Origin of the sequence: Rhodopseudomonas palustris HaA2 (assembly GCF_000013365.1) — a bacterium.
GTDB lineage: Bacteria > Pseudomonadota > Alphaproteobacteria > Rhizobiales > Xanthobacteraceae > Rhodopseudomonas > Rhodopseudomonas palustris_J.
Genome location: NC_007778.1, coordinates 401,063 through 419,470, shown reverse-complemented (window position 1 = coordinate 419,470; position 18,408 = coordinate 401,063). Strand labels below are relative to the sequence as shown.

Annotated in this window: 20 protein-coding genes; 8 read left to right on the top strand and 12 right to left on the bottom strand. The window is 67.1% G+C overall.

The window, feature by feature from the left end; all coding sequences use genetic code 11:
- Positions 1–18 precede the first annotated feature (18 nt).
- From RPB_RS01915 to tesB, 8 genes are all read right to left on the bottom strand, one after another.
- Complete coding sequence (locus RPB_RS01915; protein WP_011439278.1) at positions 19–2,496, bottom strand: FtsK/SpoIIIE family DNA translocase; 2,478 nt, start codon at positions 2,494–2,496, stop codon at positions 19–21.
- Between the two features lie 16 nt (positions 2,497–2,512).
- On the bottom strand, positions 2,513–3,739 hold the full coding sequence (locus RPB_RS01910) for an aminotransferase class I/II-fold pyridoxal phosphate-dependent enzyme (protein WP_041797873.1): 1,227 nt from the start codon (positions 3,737–3,739) through the stop codon (positions 2,513–2,515).
- Positions 3,740–3,831: 92 nt separating this feature from the next.
- Positions 3,832–4,233: a HepT-like ribonuclease domain-containing protein gene (locus RPB_RS01905; protein ID WP_011439276.1), complete on the bottom strand. Its 402-nt coding sequence runs from the start codon at positions 4,231–4,233 to the stop codon at positions 3,832–3,834.
- Complete coding sequence (locus RPB_RS01900) at positions 4,223–4,588, bottom strand: nucleotidyltransferase family protein (protein ID WP_011439275.1); 366 nt, start codon at positions 4,586–4,588, stop codon at positions 4,223–4,225. The genes RPB_RS01905 and RPB_RS01900 overlap by 11 nt, the downstream gene beginning before the upstream one ends.
- Positions 4,589–4,712: 124 nt before the next feature.
- Positions 4,713–6,155 (bottom strand): ammonium transporter, encoded by a 1,443-nt coding sequence (locus RPB_RS01895; protein WP_011439274.1) that lies wholly within the window; start codon positions 6,153–6,155, stop codon positions 4,713–4,715.
- 43 nt (positions 6,156–6,198) lie between these two features.
- Entirely contained in the window at positions 6,199–6,537 is a 339-nt protein-coding gene (locus RPB_RS01890) for a P-II family nitrogen regulator (RefSeq protein WP_011439273.1), read from the bottom strand.
- A gap of 401 nt (positions 6,538–6,938) precedes the next feature.
- A complete protein-coding gene (locus RPB_RS01885; protein WP_011439272.1) occupies positions 6,939–7,277 on the bottom strand; it encodes a P-II family nitrogen regulator in 339 nt (112 codons plus the stop codon).
- 136 nt (positions 7,278–7,413) lie between these two features.
- Positions 7,414–8,289 carry an acyl-CoA thioesterase II gene (tesB, locus tag RPB_RS01880; RefSeq protein WP_011439271.1) on the bottom strand — a complete coding sequence of 292 codons (876 nt, stop codon included), beginning with the start codon at positions 8,287–8,289 and terminating at the stop codon, positions 7,414–7,416.
- A 216-nt stretch (positions 8,290–8,505) separates the two neighbouring features.
- On the opposite strand from tesB, the gene RPB_RS01875 reads away from it, so the two are divergent.
- From RPB_RS01875 to RPB_RS01845, 7 genes are all read left to right on the top strand, one after another.
- On the top strand, positions 8,506–9,726 hold the full coding sequence (locus tag RPB_RS01875; RefSeq protein ID WP_011439270.1) for a ubiquinone biosynthesis hydroxylase: 1,221 nt from the start codon (positions 8,506–8,508) through the stop codon (positions 9,724–9,726).
- A gap of 182 nt (positions 9,727–9,908) precedes the next feature.
- Positions 9,909–10,268 (top strand): antitoxin Xre-like helix-turn-helix domain-containing protein, encoded by a 360-nt coding sequence (locus RPB_RS01870; protein WP_041797871.1) that lies wholly within the window; start codon positions 9,909–9,911, stop codon positions 10,266–10,268.
- A complete protein-coding gene (locus tag RPB_RS01865; protein ID WP_011439268.1) occupies positions 10,228–10,992 on the top strand; it encodes an RES family NAD+ phosphorylase in 765 nt (254 codons plus the stop codon). The genes RPB_RS01870 and RPB_RS01865 overlap by 41 nt, the downstream gene beginning before the upstream one ends.
- Before the next feature lie 155 nt (positions 10,993–11,147).
- The gene (locus RPB_RS01860; RefSeq protein ID WP_011439267.1) at positions 11,148–11,882 is read left to right on the top strand and encodes a heme ABC transporter permease; all 735 of its coding nucleotides are present in this window, start codon (positions 11,148–11,150) and stop codon (positions 11,880–11,882) included.
- A complete protein-coding gene (gene ccmD / locus RPB_RS01855) occupies positions 11,882–12,058 on the top strand; it encodes a heme exporter protein CcmD (protein ID WP_041797870.1) in 177 nt (58 codons plus the stop codon). Before RPB_RS01860 ends, ccmD begins: the two co-directional genes overlap by 1 nt.
- Positions 12,055–12,648 (top strand): DsbE family thiol:disulfide interchange protein, encoded by a 594-nt coding sequence (locus RPB_RS01850; protein WP_011439266.1) that lies wholly within the window; start codon positions 12,055–12,057, stop codon positions 12,646–12,648. The genes ccmD and RPB_RS01850 overlap by 4 nt, the downstream gene beginning before the upstream one ends.
- A 308-nt stretch (positions 12,649–12,956) precedes the next feature.
- A complete protein-coding gene (locus RPB_RS01845; RefSeq protein ID WP_011439265.1) occupies positions 12,957–13,322 on the top strand; it encodes a ComEA family DNA-binding protein in 366 nt (121 codons plus the stop codon).
- A 190-nt stretch (positions 13,323–13,512) separates the two neighbouring features.
- Here RPB_RS01845 and RPB_RS01840 read toward each other — a convergent pair whose 3' ends face one another.
- Together RPB_RS01840 and ftsY are read right to left on the bottom strand one after the other, a co-directional pair.
- Complete coding sequence (locus tag RPB_RS01840) at positions 13,513–14,115, bottom strand: septation protein A (protein ID WP_085978178.1); 603 nt, start codon at positions 14,113–14,115, stop codon at positions 13,513–13,515.
- Positions 14,116–14,126: 11 nt separating this feature from the next.
- The gene (ftsY, locus tag RPB_RS01835; RefSeq protein ID WP_011439263.1) at positions 14,127–15,074 is read right to left on the bottom strand and encodes a signal recognition particle-docking protein FtsY; all 948 of its coding nucleotides are present in this window, start codon (positions 15,072–15,074) and stop codon (positions 14,127–14,129) included.
- 28 nt (positions 15,075–15,102) lie between these two features.
- Between ftsY and RPB_RS01830 the strand changes: the two genes are divergently transcribed.
- Positions 15,103–16,005 (top strand): pseudouridine synthase family protein, encoded by a 903-nt coding sequence (locus RPB_RS01830; protein ID WP_011439262.1) that lies wholly within the window; start codon positions 15,103–15,105, stop codon positions 16,003–16,005.
- A 179-nt stretch (positions 16,006–16,184) separates the two neighbouring features.
- Here RPB_RS01830 and mtaB read toward each other — a convergent pair whose 3' ends face one another.
- Together mtaB and dapF are read right to left on the bottom strand one after the other, a co-directional pair.
- A complete protein-coding gene (gene mtaB, locus RPB_RS01825; protein ID WP_011439261.1) occupies positions 16,185–17,453 on the bottom strand; it encodes a tRNA (N(6)-L-threonylcarbamoyladenosine(37)-C(2))-methylthiotransferase MtaB in 1,269 nt (422 codons plus the stop codon).
- Positions 17,453–18,334, bottom strand: a complete 882-nt coding sequence (dapF, locus tag RPB_RS01820) for a diaminopimelate epimerase (RefSeq protein ID WP_011439260.1) — start codon at positions 18,332–18,334, stop codon at positions 17,453–17,455. The genes mtaB and dapF overlap by 1 nt, the downstream gene beginning before the upstream one ends.
- Positions 18,335–18,408 lie beyond the last annotated feature (74 nt).

The window sequence follows — 18,408 nt, the reverse complement described above, 5'->3', positions numbered from 1 at the left end:
CGCTGATCATCCTGCCGGTCAAAAGTCGGAGTCTTCTTCGGCCACCAGGATCTCACGCTTGCCGGCGTGGTTGGGCTGGCCGACGATGCCTTCGAGTTCCATGCGCTCGATCAGAGAGGCGGCGCGGTTGTAGCCGATCTGCAGACGGCGCTGAATATAGCTGGTCGAGGCCTTGCGGTCGCGCTTGACGATGGCGACCGCCTGCTGGAACAGGTCGCCGCCGCCGTCGCCGCCCATGCCGGTGGCGTCGAACACGGCGCCGTCCTCGCCCTCGGCCGGCTCTTCGGCGGTGACCGCCTCGAGATATTCCGGCTGGCCCTGCGTCTTGAGATGCTTGACGACCTTCTCGACTTCCTCGTCGGAGACGAACGGGCCGTGGACGCGCGAGATGCGGCCGCCGCCGGCCATGTACAGCATGTCGCCCTGGCCGAGCAGCTGCTCGGCGCCCATTTCGCCCAGGATGGTGCGGCTGTCGATCTTCGAGGTGACCTGAAACGAGATGCGGGTCGGGAAGTTCGCCTTGATGGTGCCGGTGATGACATCGACCGAGGGCCGCTGCGTGGCGAGGATGACGTGCAGGCCGGCGGCGCGCGCCATCTGGGCCAGCCGCTGCACCGCGCCTTCGATGTCCTTGCCGGCGACCATCATCAGGTCGGCCATCTCGTCGACGATGATGACGATGTAGGGCAGCGGCTCGAGGTCGAGCTTCTCGTCCTCGTAGATCGCCTTGCCGGTTTCCTTGTCGAAGCCGGTGTGCACGGTACGGGTCAGTTCCTCGCCGCGCGCCTTGGCTTCGGAGAGCCGCGTATTGTAGCCGTCGATGTTGCGGACGCCGAGCTTGGCCATGCGCTTGTAGCGCTCCTCCATCTCGCGCACCGCCCATTTCAGCGCGACCACCGCCTTCTTCGGATCGGTGACGACCGGCGTCAAGAGATGCGGGATGCCGTCATAGACCGACAGTTCGAGCATCTTCGGATCGACCATGATCAGCCGGCACTGATCCGGCCGCAGCCGGTACACCAGGCTGAGGATCATGGTGTTGATCGCGACCGATTTGCCCGAGCCGGTGGTGCCGGCGATCAGCATATGCGGGGTGCGGGCGAGATCGATGATGATCGAATCGCCGCCGATGTTCTTGCCGAGACACAGCGGCAGCTTGTGCACGGTCTCGTTGCCGTCCTTCACGCTGAGCAGTTCGCGCAGATACACCTTCTCGCGATGCGCGTTGGGCAGTTCGATGCCGATCGCGTTGCGGCCGGGCACCACGGCGACGCGCGCCGACAGCGCGCTCATCGAGCGCGCGATGTCGTCGGACAGGCCGATCACGCGCGACGATTTGATGCCGGGCGCAGGCTCCAGTTCGTACAGCGTCACCACCGGGCCGGGGTTCGCCTTGACGATTTCGCCACGCACGCCGAAATCCTGCAGCACGCCTTCCAGCGCGCGCGAATTGGCTTCGAGCTCGGCCTTGTTGAGCGGCTGGCGGTCGGACGCCTTCGGCGCCGTCAGCACGTTGACCGAGGGCAGCTCGAACTTGCCGGGCTTTTTCGCCGTCGGCTTCGGCGCCGCCTTCTTGCGCGGCGCGCGGGCGACCGGCTCGTCCTCTTCCTCGTCGTCGATCGCATCGGCAGATTCGAGGTCGAGCGGCTCGTCGTCGTCGCGCTCGTCGCGCGGAACGATCGGCGGCGAAGTCCGGCCGCTGCCGAGCTTCGGCTCCTGGCGCTCGAACGCCGCGGCGGAGCGGCCGGCGGAGGCGCCGCTGCTGACCAGGCCGCGATAGCCGAGCTTCATCAGCCGCCACAGCCGCGCCCTGGCCGAGAGCACGGCGTGGGCCATCCAGCCGAGCGAGACCGAGCCCTCGTCGCGATCCTCGTCTTCGTCGAGCGGCACGTCGTCGGCGATCGCTTCGACCGGGTCGGGCTCGCGCGAGCCGTAGCCGCTGGCCATCACGAAGCACGCCACCATCGCGCCGCCCAGCACGATGCTGAGGATGATGCGGAAGATCAGCCCGGGGCCGAAGATCAGCGACGGCGCGCGCACCAGCGCATCGCCGACCACGCCGCCGAGGCCGGTCGGCAGCGGCCAGGCGCTGTCATGCGGAAACGACGAGGCGAAGCCGGCGGCGAGGATGGTGCAGAGAATCCAGGCCCCAAACCGCAAGGCGCGGCGATCGAACGGCCGGTGGTTGATCATCCGCCAGCCCCAGGTCGCGACCGGCAGCAGCAGGCCGATAGCGCCGAGGCCGAGGATCTGCATCGCCAGATCGGCGCCGATCGCGCCGGGATAGCCGATCAGATTGTGGATCTTGCGCGAGGTGGCGTGGCTCAGGCTCGGGTCCTGCACCGACCAGGTCGCCAGTGCCGCGGCGGCCATGACGGCGATGCTGATCAGGCCGAAACCGGCGAGCTCGCGCAGCCGCCGCGCCAGCGCATCGCGCAGCGATGTCGGCAGGTGCCCGACCAGGGGGATGACGCGTTCGATCGCCGGCATGCTCAACTTTCAGCCCCGCGACTCACTCGAGAATCCGCACCAGACGGTGCAGCGCTTCGGCGGTGGTCTCACTGTCCTGCACCATCGCGACGCGAATGTAGCCGGCGCCGGGATTGCTGCCGTCGGCCTGCGGCCGCGCCAGATAGCTGCCGGGAATGACGCGGACGCCGCCGTGCTTGAACAAATTGATCGTCGCGGCTTCGTCGCCGCCCTGCGCGGCGACGTCGAGCCACAGGCAGAAGCCGCCGGCGGGGCGCTGATAACCGTAGCGCGCGCCGATGATCTGGTCGGCGAGATCGAATTTCAGCCGGTACAGCCGCCGGTTCTCCTCGACATGCGCCTCGTCCGCATAGGCGGCGACCGCGACGTGCTGTAGCGGCACCGGCACCTGCGGCGCGGCGACGTTGCGCAGCTCGTGATAGGCCGCGAGGAAATCGGCGTCGCCGGCGACGAAGCCGACGCGCATGCCCGGAAGGTTCGAGCGCTTCGACAGCGACTGGAACACCGCGATGTTGCGGAAATCGGGGCCGGCCGCCTGCAGCGCGCTGCCGGGCGCATCGCGGGTGTAGATTTCCGAGTAGCACTCGTCGGCGAGGATCAGGAAGCCGTGGCGATCCGCCAGCGCCTTCAACTTCGCGAAGTAACCAGTCGAGGCCACCGCGCCCTGCGGATTGGCCGGCGAGGCGATGTAGATCGCCACCGTGCGCTTCAGCGTCGCGGCGTCGAGCGCATCGAGATCGGGCAGGAAGCCGTTGGCGGGATTGGTCGGCAGGAACACCGCCTCGCAGCCCGCCGCGCGGGCGCCCGCCGCATAGGCCGGATAGAACGGATTCGGCATCAGGATCGCCGGCGTGCCGTCGCGCGGGCCGACATAGCGCGCGGCCGCGACCGCGGCGAGGAACAGGCCCTCGCGGCTGCCGTTCAGCACCAGCACTTGCGTCTCGGGATCGGGCGCGCGCGGCAGCGCGAAGCGTTTCGTCAACCAGGCCGCGGCGGCCTGGCGGAACGGGGCGATGCCCTTGGCCATCGGATAGCGGCCGAACTCGGCGGTATGCCGCGCCAGCACCGGGCCGACGAAATCCGGCACCGGATGCTGCGGCTCGCCGACCGACAGATTGATCAGCCGCTCGCCGGGCTGATACGGCGCCAGCAATTCGGTGAGGCGCGCGAATGGCGAGCGCTCGCTGCCCGCGGCAGCGTGAGCACTGCCGACAGCGTGCGCTGATGCGGAGGAGGCGGGCACAGCCATTCGAAAACGCCAGTTTTGCAAGGCGCCCGGCCGCATTCCGGCGCGGGCGACAACAGATCAGCCACCATAGATACGGCGAGGTTAAGACGCGATTAACCATCGACGGGCGGCGGCGGCGTGCCTCGATGCGTGTGCGGGGGAACCGGAGACTGAAGCTTGTCTGCGAGCTCCCGGCTCACCGCCGCTCTCAGTGCGGGCAAGGCGCGATGCACCGTGTCCCATACCATCTGGGCCGCGACATCTTCGTAGTCGTGACGATAGACATTGCCCGCGGCTGCGATCTGTCTCCAACCGATCGACGGATGGCGTATCTTGACGTCGTTCGCGACGCGACGTGACGCCTCCGAGATGATCTCGAGACATCGCGTTACGGCATACAGAGTACGCAGATCGTTCTTGAAAACCACGAGGTCGGTGTTGGCGACGAACTCAGTCGCCAGATCGATGTGATGCAGAATGTCGCGGAGTGCGAGATCTGTGATCTCAGAACGCATAGACCGCGTCGGCTTCGGCGCTCGGCGCGACGTGCGCCTTGAGCTGGTCGCGGTTCACCACGTCGACCGGGCGATCGAACAGGCCCGCGATGTAGTCTTTGAGGTCCACATACTCGAACGCCGTGACATGGGCGTCGGGGTCGATCTCGATCATGATGTCGAGATCGCTATCGGGTCGTTCGCTGCCCCTGGCAACCGATCCGAACAGCGCGATGTGGCGGACGCCGCGTTCGTGCAGCGCCGTTTGCGATCGTCGGAGGATGTCGAGCGCACCGATCCGGTCCATGGCCGAATATAGCACGAACCGGCGGGTTTGCGATGCCTCGGTCAGGCGCGGTGCGAACCACCGCGCCAAAAAGAAAGGGGCCCCGGCTTGCGCCAGGACCCCTCGACGGTTCGGACAGTGCCGGGTATCTGCCCGAACCGTAGTCCTGGGCGCGGCCTTCCTGGAGGAAGAACGCCGCGCCCCTCGGGAGAGCTCACATGTTGTAGGCGCGCTCGGTGTGCTCGACGAGGTCGAGGCCTTCGCGCTCGACTTCGACCGGGGCACGCAGGCCGACGATGACGTCGACGACCTTGAACAGGATCGCCGAGCCGATGCCGGACAGCAGGATGGTGGTGCCGACGCCCCAGCACTGGGCGATCATCTGGGTGCCGAAGTCGTAGTCGGCGACCTTGCCGGCGACGTAGTCGTAGACGCCGGTGCCGCCGAGCGCCGGGTTCACCAGGATGCCGGTGCCGAGCGCGCCGATGATGCCGCCGACGCCGTGGACGCCGAACACGTCGAGCGAGTCGTCATAGCCGAGCGCGTTCTTCACCACGGTGCAGAAGAACAGGCAGACCACGCCGGCGACCAGGCCGAGCACGATCGCGCCCATCGGGCCGGCGAAGCCCGCCGCGGGGGTGACCGCGACCAGACCCGCGACTGCGCCGGACAACGCGCCGAGCAGCGAGGGGTGACCCTTGAAGATCCACTCCGCAAACATCCAGCCCATCGCCGCCGCCGCCGTGGCGACGAAGGTGTTGGTCATGGCGAGACCGGCGACGCCGGTGGCTTCGAGATTCGAGCCGACGTTGAAGCCGAACCAGCCGACCCAGAGCAGCGCCGCGCCGATCATGGTCATGGTCAGCGAGTGCGGAGCCATCAGCTCCTTGCCGTAGCCGGTGCGCTTGCCGATCAGCAGGGCGCCGACCAGGCCGGCGATGCCGGCGTTGATGTGCACCACGGTGCCGCCCGCGAAGTCGAGCGCGCCCTTCTTGAAGATGAAGCCCGCGTCCGCATTGATCTCGTCGAGCTTGGCCTGCGCGGCCGCCTTGGCGGCATCGTCAGTGGCTGCGGCGAGCGCCTTGGCGGCGTCGGTGATCAAATCCGGACCCGGCCAGTACCAGACCATGTGGGCCATCGGGAAGTAGATCAGCGTCACCCACAGCGGCACGAACAGCGCGACCGCGGCAAAGCGGGTGCGTTCGGCGAAGGCGCCGACGATCAGCGCCGGCGTGATCGCCGCGAAGGTCATCTGGAAGCAGATGTAGATCAGCTCCGAGACGTTGGCGTCGACGCTGAACGACGCGACCTTGGAGTCGGGGGTGACGCCGGCGAGGAATGCCTTGGAGAAGCCGCCGATGAAATCGGAGCCGCCGGTGAAAGCCAGGCTGTAGCCGTAGACCGCCCAGATCACGATCACGATCGAGAAGGTGTAGAACACCTGCGCCAGCACCGAGAGCATGTTCTTGGAGCGCACCAGGCCGCCGTAGAACAGCGCCAGGCCGGGGATGGTCATCAGCACGACCAGAACCGTGGAGGTCATCATCCAGGCGTTGTCGCCCTTGTTGACCGTGGGCTCGGCGTAGGCGGCAGTCGCGGCGAACAGGCCGGCTGCCAGGGCGGCCAGTCCCGCGCCGTAGGGACGTTTGAACGTCATTTGTCGTCTCCTGAGTGGAAGAAAGTTGGGTGAGCGGGAAATCTTAGAGAGCTGCTGCGTCGGCTTCGCCGGTGCGGATGCGCACGGCGTGGTCGAGGCCGATGACGAAGATCTTGCCGTCGCCGATCTGGCCGGTCTTGGCGGCGCTGGTGATCGCCTCGATGGTCTTCTCGACCTGATCGGTGGCGATCGCGACCTCGATCTTGATCTTGGGCAGGAAGCTCACCGCGTATTCGGCGCCGCGATAGATTTCCGTGTGGCCTTTCTGGCGGCCATATCCCTTGACTTCCGTCACCGTCAAACCGTGAACGCCAATGGCGGTCAGGGCATCACGGACTTCTTCCAGTTTGAATGGCTTGATGATCGCCATAACAATTTTCATAGGTCCTATCCCCGCTAGGGCCCGGCCAAAATGGTCGGGGCATGAACTCGACTGAAAATCCCCACGCGGAGAGCATCACTACGCGGGCACAGCCACGCCGCTTAGAATCAAATGCCGTGCCAGTCCGCCGGCGTGCTGAAATCGTTCACGAATCTGAAACTTTGGCGGGCGACCGCACTGCAGCACCGGCTGCGCCATTCCGTCGCGCTCATTCCTTGGGCAGTTCTGAGCAAAATGAGGGCATGACAGCGCGCTGACACAATCGTGCTCAGCCGACGGGCAGTCCGTGAGGTAGAATATTACGGCAGGTGGCTAATCCGGCGCCGCGCCATGCTCCGAAATGCCGAGACGCCCATTTCGGCATCGCCCGCCGCGCCGCTCCAACTGCCTCGATCGCCGGCTCAGAGCGCGTCGGAATCGGTCTCGCCGGTGCGGATCCGCAGCGCGTGGTCGATCGGGGTGACGAAGATCTTGCCGTCGCCGATCTGGCCGGTGCGGGCGCCGCGGGTGATGACCTCGACCGCCTTGTCGGCGAGCGCGCTATCGACCGCGATCTCGATCCGCAGCTTGGGCAGGAAGTTCACGATATACTCGGCGCCGCGATAGATCTCGGTGTGGCCGCGCTGACGGCCGTAGCCCTTGACCTCGGTGACGGTCATGCCGTGCACGCCGATCTCGGTCAGCGCCTGACGCACCTCGTCGAGCTTGAACGGTTTGATGATGGCGACGACGAGTTTCATGCAGCAGCCCCAATTTCTTCACGCAAAGCGATCGGCACCGCGCGACGCGGCGTTTCGTCATGTATATGCCGGGTTTAGCGGCAATGCGCGCAGAAAATAAGCGGATTGACGTCGGCGAGGGAGCTGCCGATCGAAGCTACGTCCGCGGCAGGTCTCGTCGCTGCCGCACCGAGCCCTCCTGGGCGACCGAGGCCACCAGGGTGCCGTCGGCCTTGTAGATCATGCCGCGGGTCAGGCCGCGGCCGCTCTGGGCGGACGGGGAGTCCTGAACGTAAAGCAGCCATTCGTCGGCGCGAAACGGGCGGTGGAACCACATCGCGTGGTCGAGGCTGGCCGGCATCATCCGCTTGTCGAACAGCGTGCGGCCGTAGCGTGCCATCACCGCGTCGAGTAGCGAGAAGTCCGACGCATAGGCCAGCGCGCACATATGCAGCGCCGGGTCGTCCGGCAGCTTGGCGGCGGTGCGAATCCAGACGTGGATGCGGCCGTCTTCGATCTTCTGGCCGAAATAGCGCGACAGCTCGACCGGGCGCAACTCGATCGGCCGGTCGCTCTCGTAGTAGCGCTTGATGAAGTCCGGCATCTCCTTGAAGAACGGCTGCTTGACGATCTCTTCGGCCGACAGCGCCTCCGGCGGCGGCACGTCGGGCATCTTGTCCTGATGGTCGAACTCGGTCTCCTCGTCGTCGTGGAACGACATCATCAGCGAGAAGATCGCCTGGCCGTGCTGGATCGCGGTGACGCGGCGGGTGGTGTAGCTCTTGCCGTCGCGCAGCCGCTCGACCTCGTAGATGATCGGCACCGCCGGATCGCCCGGCAGGATGAAATAGCAGTGCAGCGAATGCGGCAGCCGGTTTTCGACGGTGCGGCAGCCGGCGACCATCGCCTGGCCGATCACCTGGCCGCCGAACACCCGCTGCCAGCTGGTCTGCGGGCTGGTGCCGCGGAACAGGTTCACCTCGAGCGGTTCGAGATCGAGGATCGAGATCAGGTCGATCAGGCTTTTGGACACCGACAGGCGCTCCTTTAAGGCGTTTTCAAGCGAAGTGGGCACCGGTTCGCGTGAAGGCAACGCGTCGAAATAGTCGGCCAGTGGCGCGTGATTTCCCAGCGCCGTCGAGGTCTGGTAGAACCGGGCGGCAAGCCATGGCTGTTCCTGCTTGTTTCGCCCACCTCCAGCCATGGCGCAAGAACACAGACAAGCGACTCTGGCGCACGAGTGAGAAAAATGACCGCACCGCGAAGCATTGTGATCGGAGGCGGCGCCTTCGCCGGTCTGGCGCTGGCGCTGGCGCTGCGCCAGGGGCTCGGCCCCGAGGTCCCGATTGTTGTCGCCGACCCGGCGCTGGCGATGCGGCCGTCGCGCGATCCGCGCGCCACCGCGATCGTCGCCGCCTGTCGCCGGCTGTTCGAGGCGCTCGGCGTCTGGGACGAGGTGGCGCCGACGGCGCAGCCGATCATCGACATGGTGGTGACGGATTCGGCGCTCGAGGACGCGACCCGGCCGGTGTTCCTGACCTTCGCCGGCGAAGTCCAGCCGGGCGAGCCGTTCGCCCATATGGTCGAGAACAAATATCTCAACGAGGCGCTGGCCAGCCGCGCCGAGGCCGCCGGCGTCGAGCTGCGCGCCACGCCGGTGACATCGTACCAGGCGGGCGATGACGCGACCCGCGTCACGCTCGGCGATGGCAGCGTGATCGACGCCAGCCTGCTGGTCGCCGCCGACGGCGCCAAGTCGAAGCTGCGCGAACGCGCCGGCATTGCCACCTATGGCTGGGACTACGACCAGTCCGGCATCGTCGTCATGGTCGAGCACGAGCGCGACCACCATGGCTGCGCCGAGGAGCATTTTTTGCCCGCGGGGCCGTTTGCGATCCTGCCGCTGACCGGCCGCCGCTCGTCGCTGGTGTGGACCGAAAGCCGCGCCGACGCGGCCAAGATCGTGGCGCTGTCCGCCAAGGAATTCCAGGCCGAGCTGGAGACGCGGTTCGGGCTGCGGCTCGGCGAGGTCAAGCCGCTGGATGCGCCCAAGGCGTTTCCGCTCGGCTATTTCGTGGCGCAATCCTTCATCGCGCCGCGGCTGGCGCTGATCGGCGACGCCGCCCATGTGATTCACCCGATCGCCGGGCAGGGCCTCAATATGGGCCTGCGCGACGTGGCGGCGCTGGCCGAAGTGGTGGTCGATGCGGCGCGGCTCGGGATCGATCCGGGACAAGCCGACGTGCTGGAGAACTACCAGCGCTGGCGGCGGTTCGACACCATGGCGATGGGCGTCGCCACCAACGGGCTGAACCTGCTGTTCTCCAACAAATCGCCGCTGCTGCGCAGCGTCCGCGACATCGGCCTCGGCATCGTCGACCGGCTGCCGCCGCTGAAGGACGTCTTCATCCGCCAGGCCGCCGGTCTCACCGGCGACACCCCGCGCCTGCTGAAGGGCGAGGCGCTGTAGACGGCTCTGCGGGCCGAACCATCAGGTCGCGGCCGAAAACTGGACCATGGACCGGTCGACCGGCGCCTGTGAGCTCCTGGCGGCCTCTTGTTGTCCCAGAAAGAATTTCCATATATTCTTTCTCAGGCAAGACGGAGGCGGAGATGATCGCAGCGTCAAATCCAGAACGTTTGGTTTCGCCCATGAACACCGAGGTCGACGCCGGGGTGGTCCTGACCAAGGCCACCGTCAGAGCGGCCGAACGGCTAGGGCTGTCGCAGAAGGTGCTGAGCAACGTCATCGGCCTGTCCGAGTCGGTGATCTCGCGGATGAAGAGCGGCGATTACGTGCTCGACCGCGGCAAGGCCTTCGAACTCGCCGCACTGTTCGTTCGGCTGTATCGCTCGCTGGACGCGATCGTCGCCGGCGACGAGACCGCCGCGCGCAAATGGATCAAGGCGGAGAACCTCGCGCTGCGGGGAACGCCAGTCGAACTGATCCAGAAAGTCCAGGGCCTGTTTCATGTCGTCCAGTACCTGGATACGCGACGCGCTCCGGTCTGAGGCGGCCCGGCTCTCCGGCCGGTTCTGGCGGATCGTCGAGGCGCAGCATCAGTCGGCGACGATGAAGCTGACGGATTCGCTCGACGAGCAGGCGCTGCTGGAAGACATCATCGAGGACACCAAGCCGCCGATCCCGCCGGATTGCGACGGTCTCGACTTCCTGCTGATGACGCCGTTCCGCTACAGCGCCACAAACCCCTGGGGTTCTCGCTTTCGCCGCCCGAACGCCGATACGGGCGTGTTCTACGCCTCCGGGCACCCCGCCACGGCGATCGCCGAAGCGGTGTTTCATCGCCTGCGGTTCTTTGCGGAGTCGCCCGACACGCCGTGGCCGCAAAACCCGGCCGAGCACACCGCCTTCGCCGTCCTGCTCGAATCCGACCGCGCGCTCGATCTGGCTACGCTACCGCCACCCGAGCTGGCGCCGCTGATGCGACGCGACGACTACGCCGCCGCGCAATCGTTCAGCGACGCGGCGCGGGCCGCTGGGGCGGACATCATCAAATACCCGTCGGTGCGTGATCCGCAGGGCGGCGCCAATGTCGCGGTGCTGTCGCCCCGCGCCTTCCATAGTAAGGCGCCGGTCGATCGCCAGACCTGGCGCATCCATTTCGACCGCAACGGCGCCCGCGCCTTCTGCGAAGCGCCGCGCGGCTCGCTCGCGTTCGGCCGCGATGCCTTCGATGCCGATCCCCGGATGCGCGGGTTCGTGTGGGATCGCTGACCGGCAACTCCGCGTCGGCCGGCTCACGCCTTGCTGCGGCGCAACAGCTGGTGCGCCAGGCCGGGACCTCGCCGCCCGATCAACTCCCGCTGAGAACGCGGCCTCCGGAGAACGCCGCATTGCCTGCACCCGTCCATCCCATTATCAGGGATGCCATGACGCTGACCGAACTCGCCAACCCGACCCGGTTCCTGACGCTGGCTGGCCGCCTGCTGCCGTGGCTGGCGGGTGCCACCGCGCTGTTGCTGACCGTCGGGCTGGTGCAGTCGATGCTGGCGCCGGACGACTACCAGCAGGGCGCCACCGTCAAGATCATGTTCGTGCATGTGCCGAACGCCTGGCTGTCGATGTTCGTCTGGGGGGTGATGAGCGTCGCGGCGCTCGGTACACTGGTGTGGCGGCATCCGCTCGCCGACGTCGCCGCCAAGACCGCCGCCCCGATCGGCGCCGCCTTCACCTTCCTGGCGCTGCTCACCGGCTCGCTGTGGGGCCGGCCGATGTGGGGCACCTATTGGGAATGGGACGCCCGGCTGACCTCGATGCTGATCCTGTTCCTGATGTATCTCGGCCTGATCGCGCTGTGGCGCGCGGTCGAGGACCCGTCGCGGGCGGCGCGCGCCGCCGCGGTGCTGACGCTGGTCGGCGCGATCAATCTGCCGATCATCAAATTCTCGGTCGATTGGTGGAATACGCTGCACCAGCCGGCCTCGGTGGTGCGGATGGGCGGGCCGGCGCTGGACCAGTCGTTCCTGATTCCGCTACTGGTGATGGCGCTCGGCTTCTCGCTGCTGTTCCTGACCCTGCACGTCGCCGCGATGCGCAACGAGATCCTGCGCCGCCGGGTGCGCACGCTGCAGATGCTGCAGGCCAGCCGCGCCGAGGCGGCGTGATGTTCGGTCGCTATGCGGAGTTCATCGTCTCGTCCTACGCCGCGGTCGCGATCGTGGTCGTGCTGCTGATCGTCTGGGTGGTGCTCGATTATCGCCGCCAGAAGGCGCGGCTGCGTGAGCTCGAGGCGCGCGGCGCCACCCGGCGCTCCGGCCGCAGCGCAACGGATCTGTCATGAGCACGCCCGTCACCGACACCCCCTCGCCGACGCGGCGCTCCCTGATGGTGGCGCTGCCGCTGCTGGTGTTCGCGGGACTCGCGGCGCTGTTCTGGATCCGGCTCGGCGACCGCGACATTTCCAAGATCCCTTCGGCGCTGATCGGCCGCGAGGTACCGCAGACCGAGCTGCCGGCGCTCGACGCGCTCACGCGCGACGGCGCGGCGGTGCCGGGGCTGGGGCCGGCGCAGTTCAAGGGCAAGGTCAGCGTCGTCAATGTCTGGGCGTCGTGGTGCGTGCCGTGCCACGACGAGGCGCCGCTGCTGACTGCGCTCGGCGACGACAAGCGCTTCCAGATCGTCGGCATCAACTACAAGGACAGGCCCGACAACGCCCGCCGCTTCCTCGGCCGCTACGGCAATCCGTTCGCCGCCGTCGGCGTCGACGCCAGCGGTCGTGCCGCGATCGAATGGGGCGTCTACGGCGTGCCGGAGACCTTCGTGGTCGGCCGCGACGGCAAGATCGCCTACAAGCTGGTCGGCCCGATCACGCCGGACAATCTCGACAAGGTGTTGAAGCCGGAAATCGAGAAGGCGCTGGGAAAGTCCTAGAGTAGCCGCGTTCATCCGCAGCCCCTCCCCCACCGCAGCGAACTCCCTCTCCCGCCTGCGGGAGAGGGCTGGGGTGAGGGCGACGCGAGCACGGACTCAGTGATGCGTTGATAGGAGTGCCCTCACCCGCCGCGCTTCGCGCGTCGACCTCTCCCGCAAGCGGGAGAGGTGCGCCGTGCCGCGCCGATAGCTCATCCCCGCAAATAATCATCAGCGTTTATCGGCGGTTCATGTGGCGGCCATGGCCCCGCCATGAATCGACGGCTAGCTTCGAGGCGTTACTAACAACGTCCGTGGAGGACACCCCGATGCGACCTTTGAATTTGCGCCACCTCACCCTCGCCCCGCTCGCCGCCGCGCTGGCCTTCGGCCTGCTCGCCAGCGGCCCCGTGATGGCTCAGGGCACCCAGACCGCGCCCGCCGCCGACAAGATGGCGCCGCCGGCGGCGACCAAGACCTCGCCGACCGCAGGTGCCAAGACCGAACTGCTGGACATCAACACCGCCACCGCCGACCAACTCGACGCGCTGCCCGGGGTCGGCAAGGCCTATTCCGCCGCGATCATCAAGGGCCGCCCCTACAAGGCCAAGGACGAGCTGGTGTACAAGAAGATCCTGCCCGAGAAGACCTATGAGGGCATCAAGGACAAGATCATCGCCAAGCACAAGAGCTGAGCGAACTACTCTCGGCCCACTGGTCGACGACAAGCCTCGTGCTTGCACAACGAGTCATTGCCGGGCTCGACCCGGCAATCCATCTTCTTCAGAAGGATGGATGCCCGGGTCGAGCCCGGGCATGACGGCGGTGGAGTTGGCGATGCCGGGTCATGCCCGGCAATGACGGCCCAAAACTACCGTCCCGAAACTACCGCCCCGAGACGTCGCCTTCCTCGGCGGCGCTCTGCTCCAGCGTCGCGGGGGCGACCTGGTAGCGCTTGGTCAGCGGCATCTGCGCGAAGGCAAACAGCATGGTCAGCGGGATCATGCCGAACACCTTGAAGTTGACCCAGAAGTCGGTCGACTGCGTGCGCCACACCGCCTCGTTGAGCACCGCCATCGCGAGGAAGAACAGCGCCCAGCGCAGCGTCAACTTGCGCCAGCCTTCCGGCGTCAGGTTGAACACCTGATCGAACATGATGGCGATGAAGGAGCGGCCGAACAAGAGCCCGCCGCCGAGCACCGCGCCGAACAGCGCGTAGACGATGGTCGGCTTCATCTTGATGAAGGTCTCGTCGTGCAGCACCAGCGTCAGCGTGCCGAACACCAGCACCACGACGGCGGTGACGATCGCCATCAGCGGCACGTGTTTGGTCACCACATAGGACGCGATGATCGCCGCGATCACCGCCACCATGAAGGCTCCGGTGGCGGCGAACAGATGCCACTTCGCATTGACGACGAAGAACACCAGCAATGGCCCAAGCTCGGTGGCGAGCTTGAACAGCGGATGCGGCTGGTTGTTCGGCAGGGTCTCGTTGGTCATGTGGTCTCCGTGCCGGCGATCGCCTGGGCGAAATCGCGCGCGGTGAACGGCGCCAGATCCTCGACGCCTTCGCCGACGCCGATGAAATGCACCGGCAATTTGTGCTTCTCGGCGATCGCGACGAGAATCCCGCCGCGCGCGGTGCCGTCGAGCTTGGTCATCACCAAGCCCGTCACGCCGGCGGTCTTGGTGAAGGCCTCGACCTGCGACAGCGCGTTCTGGCCGACGGTGGCGTCGAGCACCAGCAGCACCGCATGCGGCGCGGTGTCGTCGACCTTCTTGATCACCCGCACCACCTTGCCGAGTTCGTTCATCAGCTCGGTGCGGTTCTGCAGCCGGCCCGCGGTGTCGATCAGCAGCACGTCGCGGGCTTGTTCTTTGGCCGTGGTCAGCGCGTTGAACGCCAGACTGGCCGAATCCGAGCCCTGCGCGCCGGCGATCACCGGCGTGCCGGTGCGCTCGCCCCAGACCTTGAGCTGCTCGATCGCCGCGGCCCGGAAGGTGTCGCCCGCCGCCATCATCACCTTGTGGCCTTCGGCCGCATAGCGCGCCGACAGCTTGCCGATCGTGGTGGTCTTGCCGGAGCCGTTGACGCCGACCACCAGCACCACGAACGGCTTCTTGGCGCGGTCGATCACCAGGGGCTTGGCTACCGGCGCCAGCACCTTCTCGACCTCGGCGGCGACGATCTCCTTGACGTCGCCGGCCGAGATCATCTTGTCGTAGCGGCCCTCGCCGACCGCGTCCGAAATCCGCGTCGCCACCTCGGTGCCGAGGTCGGCGCGCAGCAGCACGTCCTCGATCTCGTCGAGCATCGCCCGGTCGAGCTTGCGCTTGGATATGAATTCGGACAGCGCCGTGCCGATCGAGCTCGACGTGCGCTTCAGTCCGCTGGACAGCCGCCGCCACCAGCTCGGTTTCGCATTTTCCGGAGTGTCACTCATCAGGGCGCTGTGTTAGCCGTTTCGCGTCATGAACGAAAGCCACACCGATCAATTCGACGTGCCGGAACTGTCGGCGGAGGACATTCAGTCGCGGGTGCTGCATCGCGACGGGCTGATGCTGGTGATCGACAAGCCGCCCGGCCTGCCGGTGCATCGCGGCCCGAAGGGCGGGCCCAATCTGGAAACCTCGTTCGAGTTCCTGCGGTTCGGCCTGCCGCGCCCGCCGGTGCTGGCGCATCGGCTCGACCGCGACACCTCCGGCTGTCTGGTGCTCGGCCGCCACCGCAAGGCCACCGCCACGCTGGGGCTGCTGTTCAAGCACAGCAAGATTTCCAAGACCTATTGGGCGATCGTGGAGGGCGGGCCTCTGGAGGACCAGGGCACCATCGACCTGCCGATCGGCCGCCTCAACGCCGAGCGCGGCTGGTGGCAGAAGATCGATCCGGAAGGCCTGCCGTCGCTGACGAAATGGACGGTGCTGGGGAGGTCCTTCTCCCCTCCCCCTTGCGGGGCGGGAGCCTGCCCCGGACTTGATCCGGGGGCGGGGGTCGACAACGGGAGCCTCGCTTCGGGGCACCCTCACCCCAACCCTCTCCCGCAAGCGGGAGAGGGGGCTCGCAGTGCTGGGGGCGCTGCTGCGGCCTCATCTCCGGCGCAGGCAGAAGACCCGCCGCCTCTCACCTGGCTCGCGCTGGAGCCGATCACCGGGCGGACGCATCAATTGCGGGTGCATTGTGCGGCGATGGGCTGGCCGATCTTCGGCGACAACATCTACGGCAACGGCCCGCGCTTCGGCGAGCCGAAGTTGCATCTGCACGCCCGCGAGATCACCATCCCGCTGTCGCGCAACAAGCCGCCGGTGGTGGTGACGGCGCCGCCGCCGCCGCACATGCATCCGCGGCTGGCGGCCTGCGGGTGGACGGGCGTGTAGTTCGAAGTGGTTAGTACGAGGACCAACCGTCATCCCCGCGAAGGCGGGGATCCAGTATTCCAGGGCGCTGCTAGTTACTAACAGACGGCTGCTCTGGGATACTGGGTCGCCCGGTCGAGCCGGGCGATGACGTGGGAATGCGGGGAGACGCAGCGGCTCATCGCTCAGCATGACAAGCGCTAAACAATCAGTCGTACTCCATCGTGCCCGCGGATCGCCATCGTCCGCACGTCGCCCGGCGCCACGCCCGCAATCGCCACCGGGATGAAATGCTCGGTGCGGCCTTGCGCAGCACTTTCGATCAGCACGGCGCGGGTGGCGCCGATCTCCGCCGCAAGGCGTTTCTGCAACGCCGCCTCGCCGGCGGCGCGGAGTTGCGCGGCCCGTTGGCGCACGACGCGGCCGTCGAGCTGCGGCATCCGGGCGGCCGGGGTGCCGGGGCGTTTCGAATAGGGAAATACGTGGAGGAAGGTCAGGCCGCACTCCGCGACGAGATCGAGTGAGCGTTGGAACATCGCGTCGGTCTCGGTCGGGAAGCCCGCGATCAGATCGGCGCCGAGCGCGATGTCGGGGCGCAGCCGGCGGACCTCGTCGCAGAAATCAATTGCATCCTGCCGCGCGTGCCGCCGCTTCATCCGCTTCAGGATCAGATCGTCGCCGGCCTGTAGCGACAGATGCAGATGCGGCATCAATCGCTCTTCGCTGGCGAGCGCATCGAGCAGGTCGCGATCGGCCTCGATGGAATCGATCGAGGAGATCCGCAGCCGCCGCAGTTCGGGGACGTGGCGCAGCACCTTCTTCACCAGCGTGCCGAGCTTCGGTGTGCCCGGCAGGTCGGCGCCGTAGCTGGTGAGATCGACGCCGGTCAGCACGATCTCGGCATGGCCGCGTTCGGCCAGCGCGCGGACCTGATCGACCACCGCGCCGACCGGCACCGAGCGGGAGTTACCACGACCATAGGGGATGATGCAGAAGGTGCAGCGATGGTCGCAGCCGTTCTGCACCTGCACGAACACCCGCGGCAGGCCGCTCTGGTAACCGTCCACGAGATGCGGCGCCATCTCGCGCACCGCCATGATGTCGGCGACCGCGATTTTCTCTTCATTGCCGAGCCCGAACGCATCGGCGTCGAACGCCGCGCGCGCTTCGCGCCAGGCCTCCGTGCGGATCTTGTCGTCATTGCCGATGACGCGATCGACCTCGTCCATCGCGGCGAAGGTCGCCGGTTCGGTCTGCGCCGCGCAGCCGGTGACGACGATGCGCGCGTCCGGCCGCGCGCGCTTGAGCTTGCGGATCGACTGCCGCGCCTGCGCCACGGCCTCATTGGTCACGGCGCAGCTATTGACGACGATCGTCTCGGTAAGGCCGGCGCCCTCCGCCTCGCGGCGGATCACTTCGGATTCGAAGGCGTTGAGGCGGCAGCCGAAGGTGACGATCTCGACCGGCATCAGGCGGCGGTCGTGTCACACGCGCCGACGAACAGCGCCGGATCGAACCGGCCCTCGAATTCGAGCTCGGCGCCGCCGGTCATCAGCACGTGATCGTCGCCCTCGCGCCATTCGATCGTGAGCTTGCCGCCCGGCAGCGTCATCTCGACGATTCGGTCGGTCCGCCGCAGCCGCGCGGCGGCGACCGCGGTGGCGCAGGCGGCCGAGCCGCAGGCGCGGGTCAGCCCGGCGCCGCGCTCCCAGGTCCGCATCGTGATGTGCTGGCGATCGACGATATGGGCGAGCGTGATATTGGCGCGCTCCGGAAAGATCGGGTGATTCTCCAGCAGCGGTCCGAATTGGCCGAGATCGTAGGCGTGGATGTCGTCGACCCAGAAGATCGCATGCGGATTGCCCATGCTGACCACCGAGGGCGTGTGCAGGATCGGCGCGTCGATCGGGCCGATCTGCAGTTCGATGCCGCGGGTGTCGCGGAATTCCTCGGCGAGCGGAATGTCCTGCCAGCCGAATTTCGGCGCGCCCATGTCGACGGTGAACAGGCCCTCGGCGGGGCCGCGCCAGCAATTGAGCAGGCCGGCGCGGGTCTCGAAGGTCAGGCCCTGCTGGTCGGAGCCGGCGAACAGCTGCCGCGCGACGCAGCGCATGCCGTTGCCACAAGCGCCGGATTCGGAGCCGTCATTGTTGTAGATCCGGACGAAGGCTTCGGTGCCGGGCAGCCGCGCCGGCTGCAGCAACATCAGTTGATCATAAGGCACATGCGCCGCCACCGCGCGGGCATCGTCCGGCGTCACCGGCGCGGGCTGGTCGCGCAGATCGACCACGACGATCTCGTTGCCGATGCCGTTCATCTTGGCGAAAAGGCGATTGTCCAGCGCGCTCATGATCCGGTCCTTGTCGGGGCCTATATGGCGAAGCACGGCGGTTTTGACCAGTCCGGCGGCGCGCGTCGGCAGAC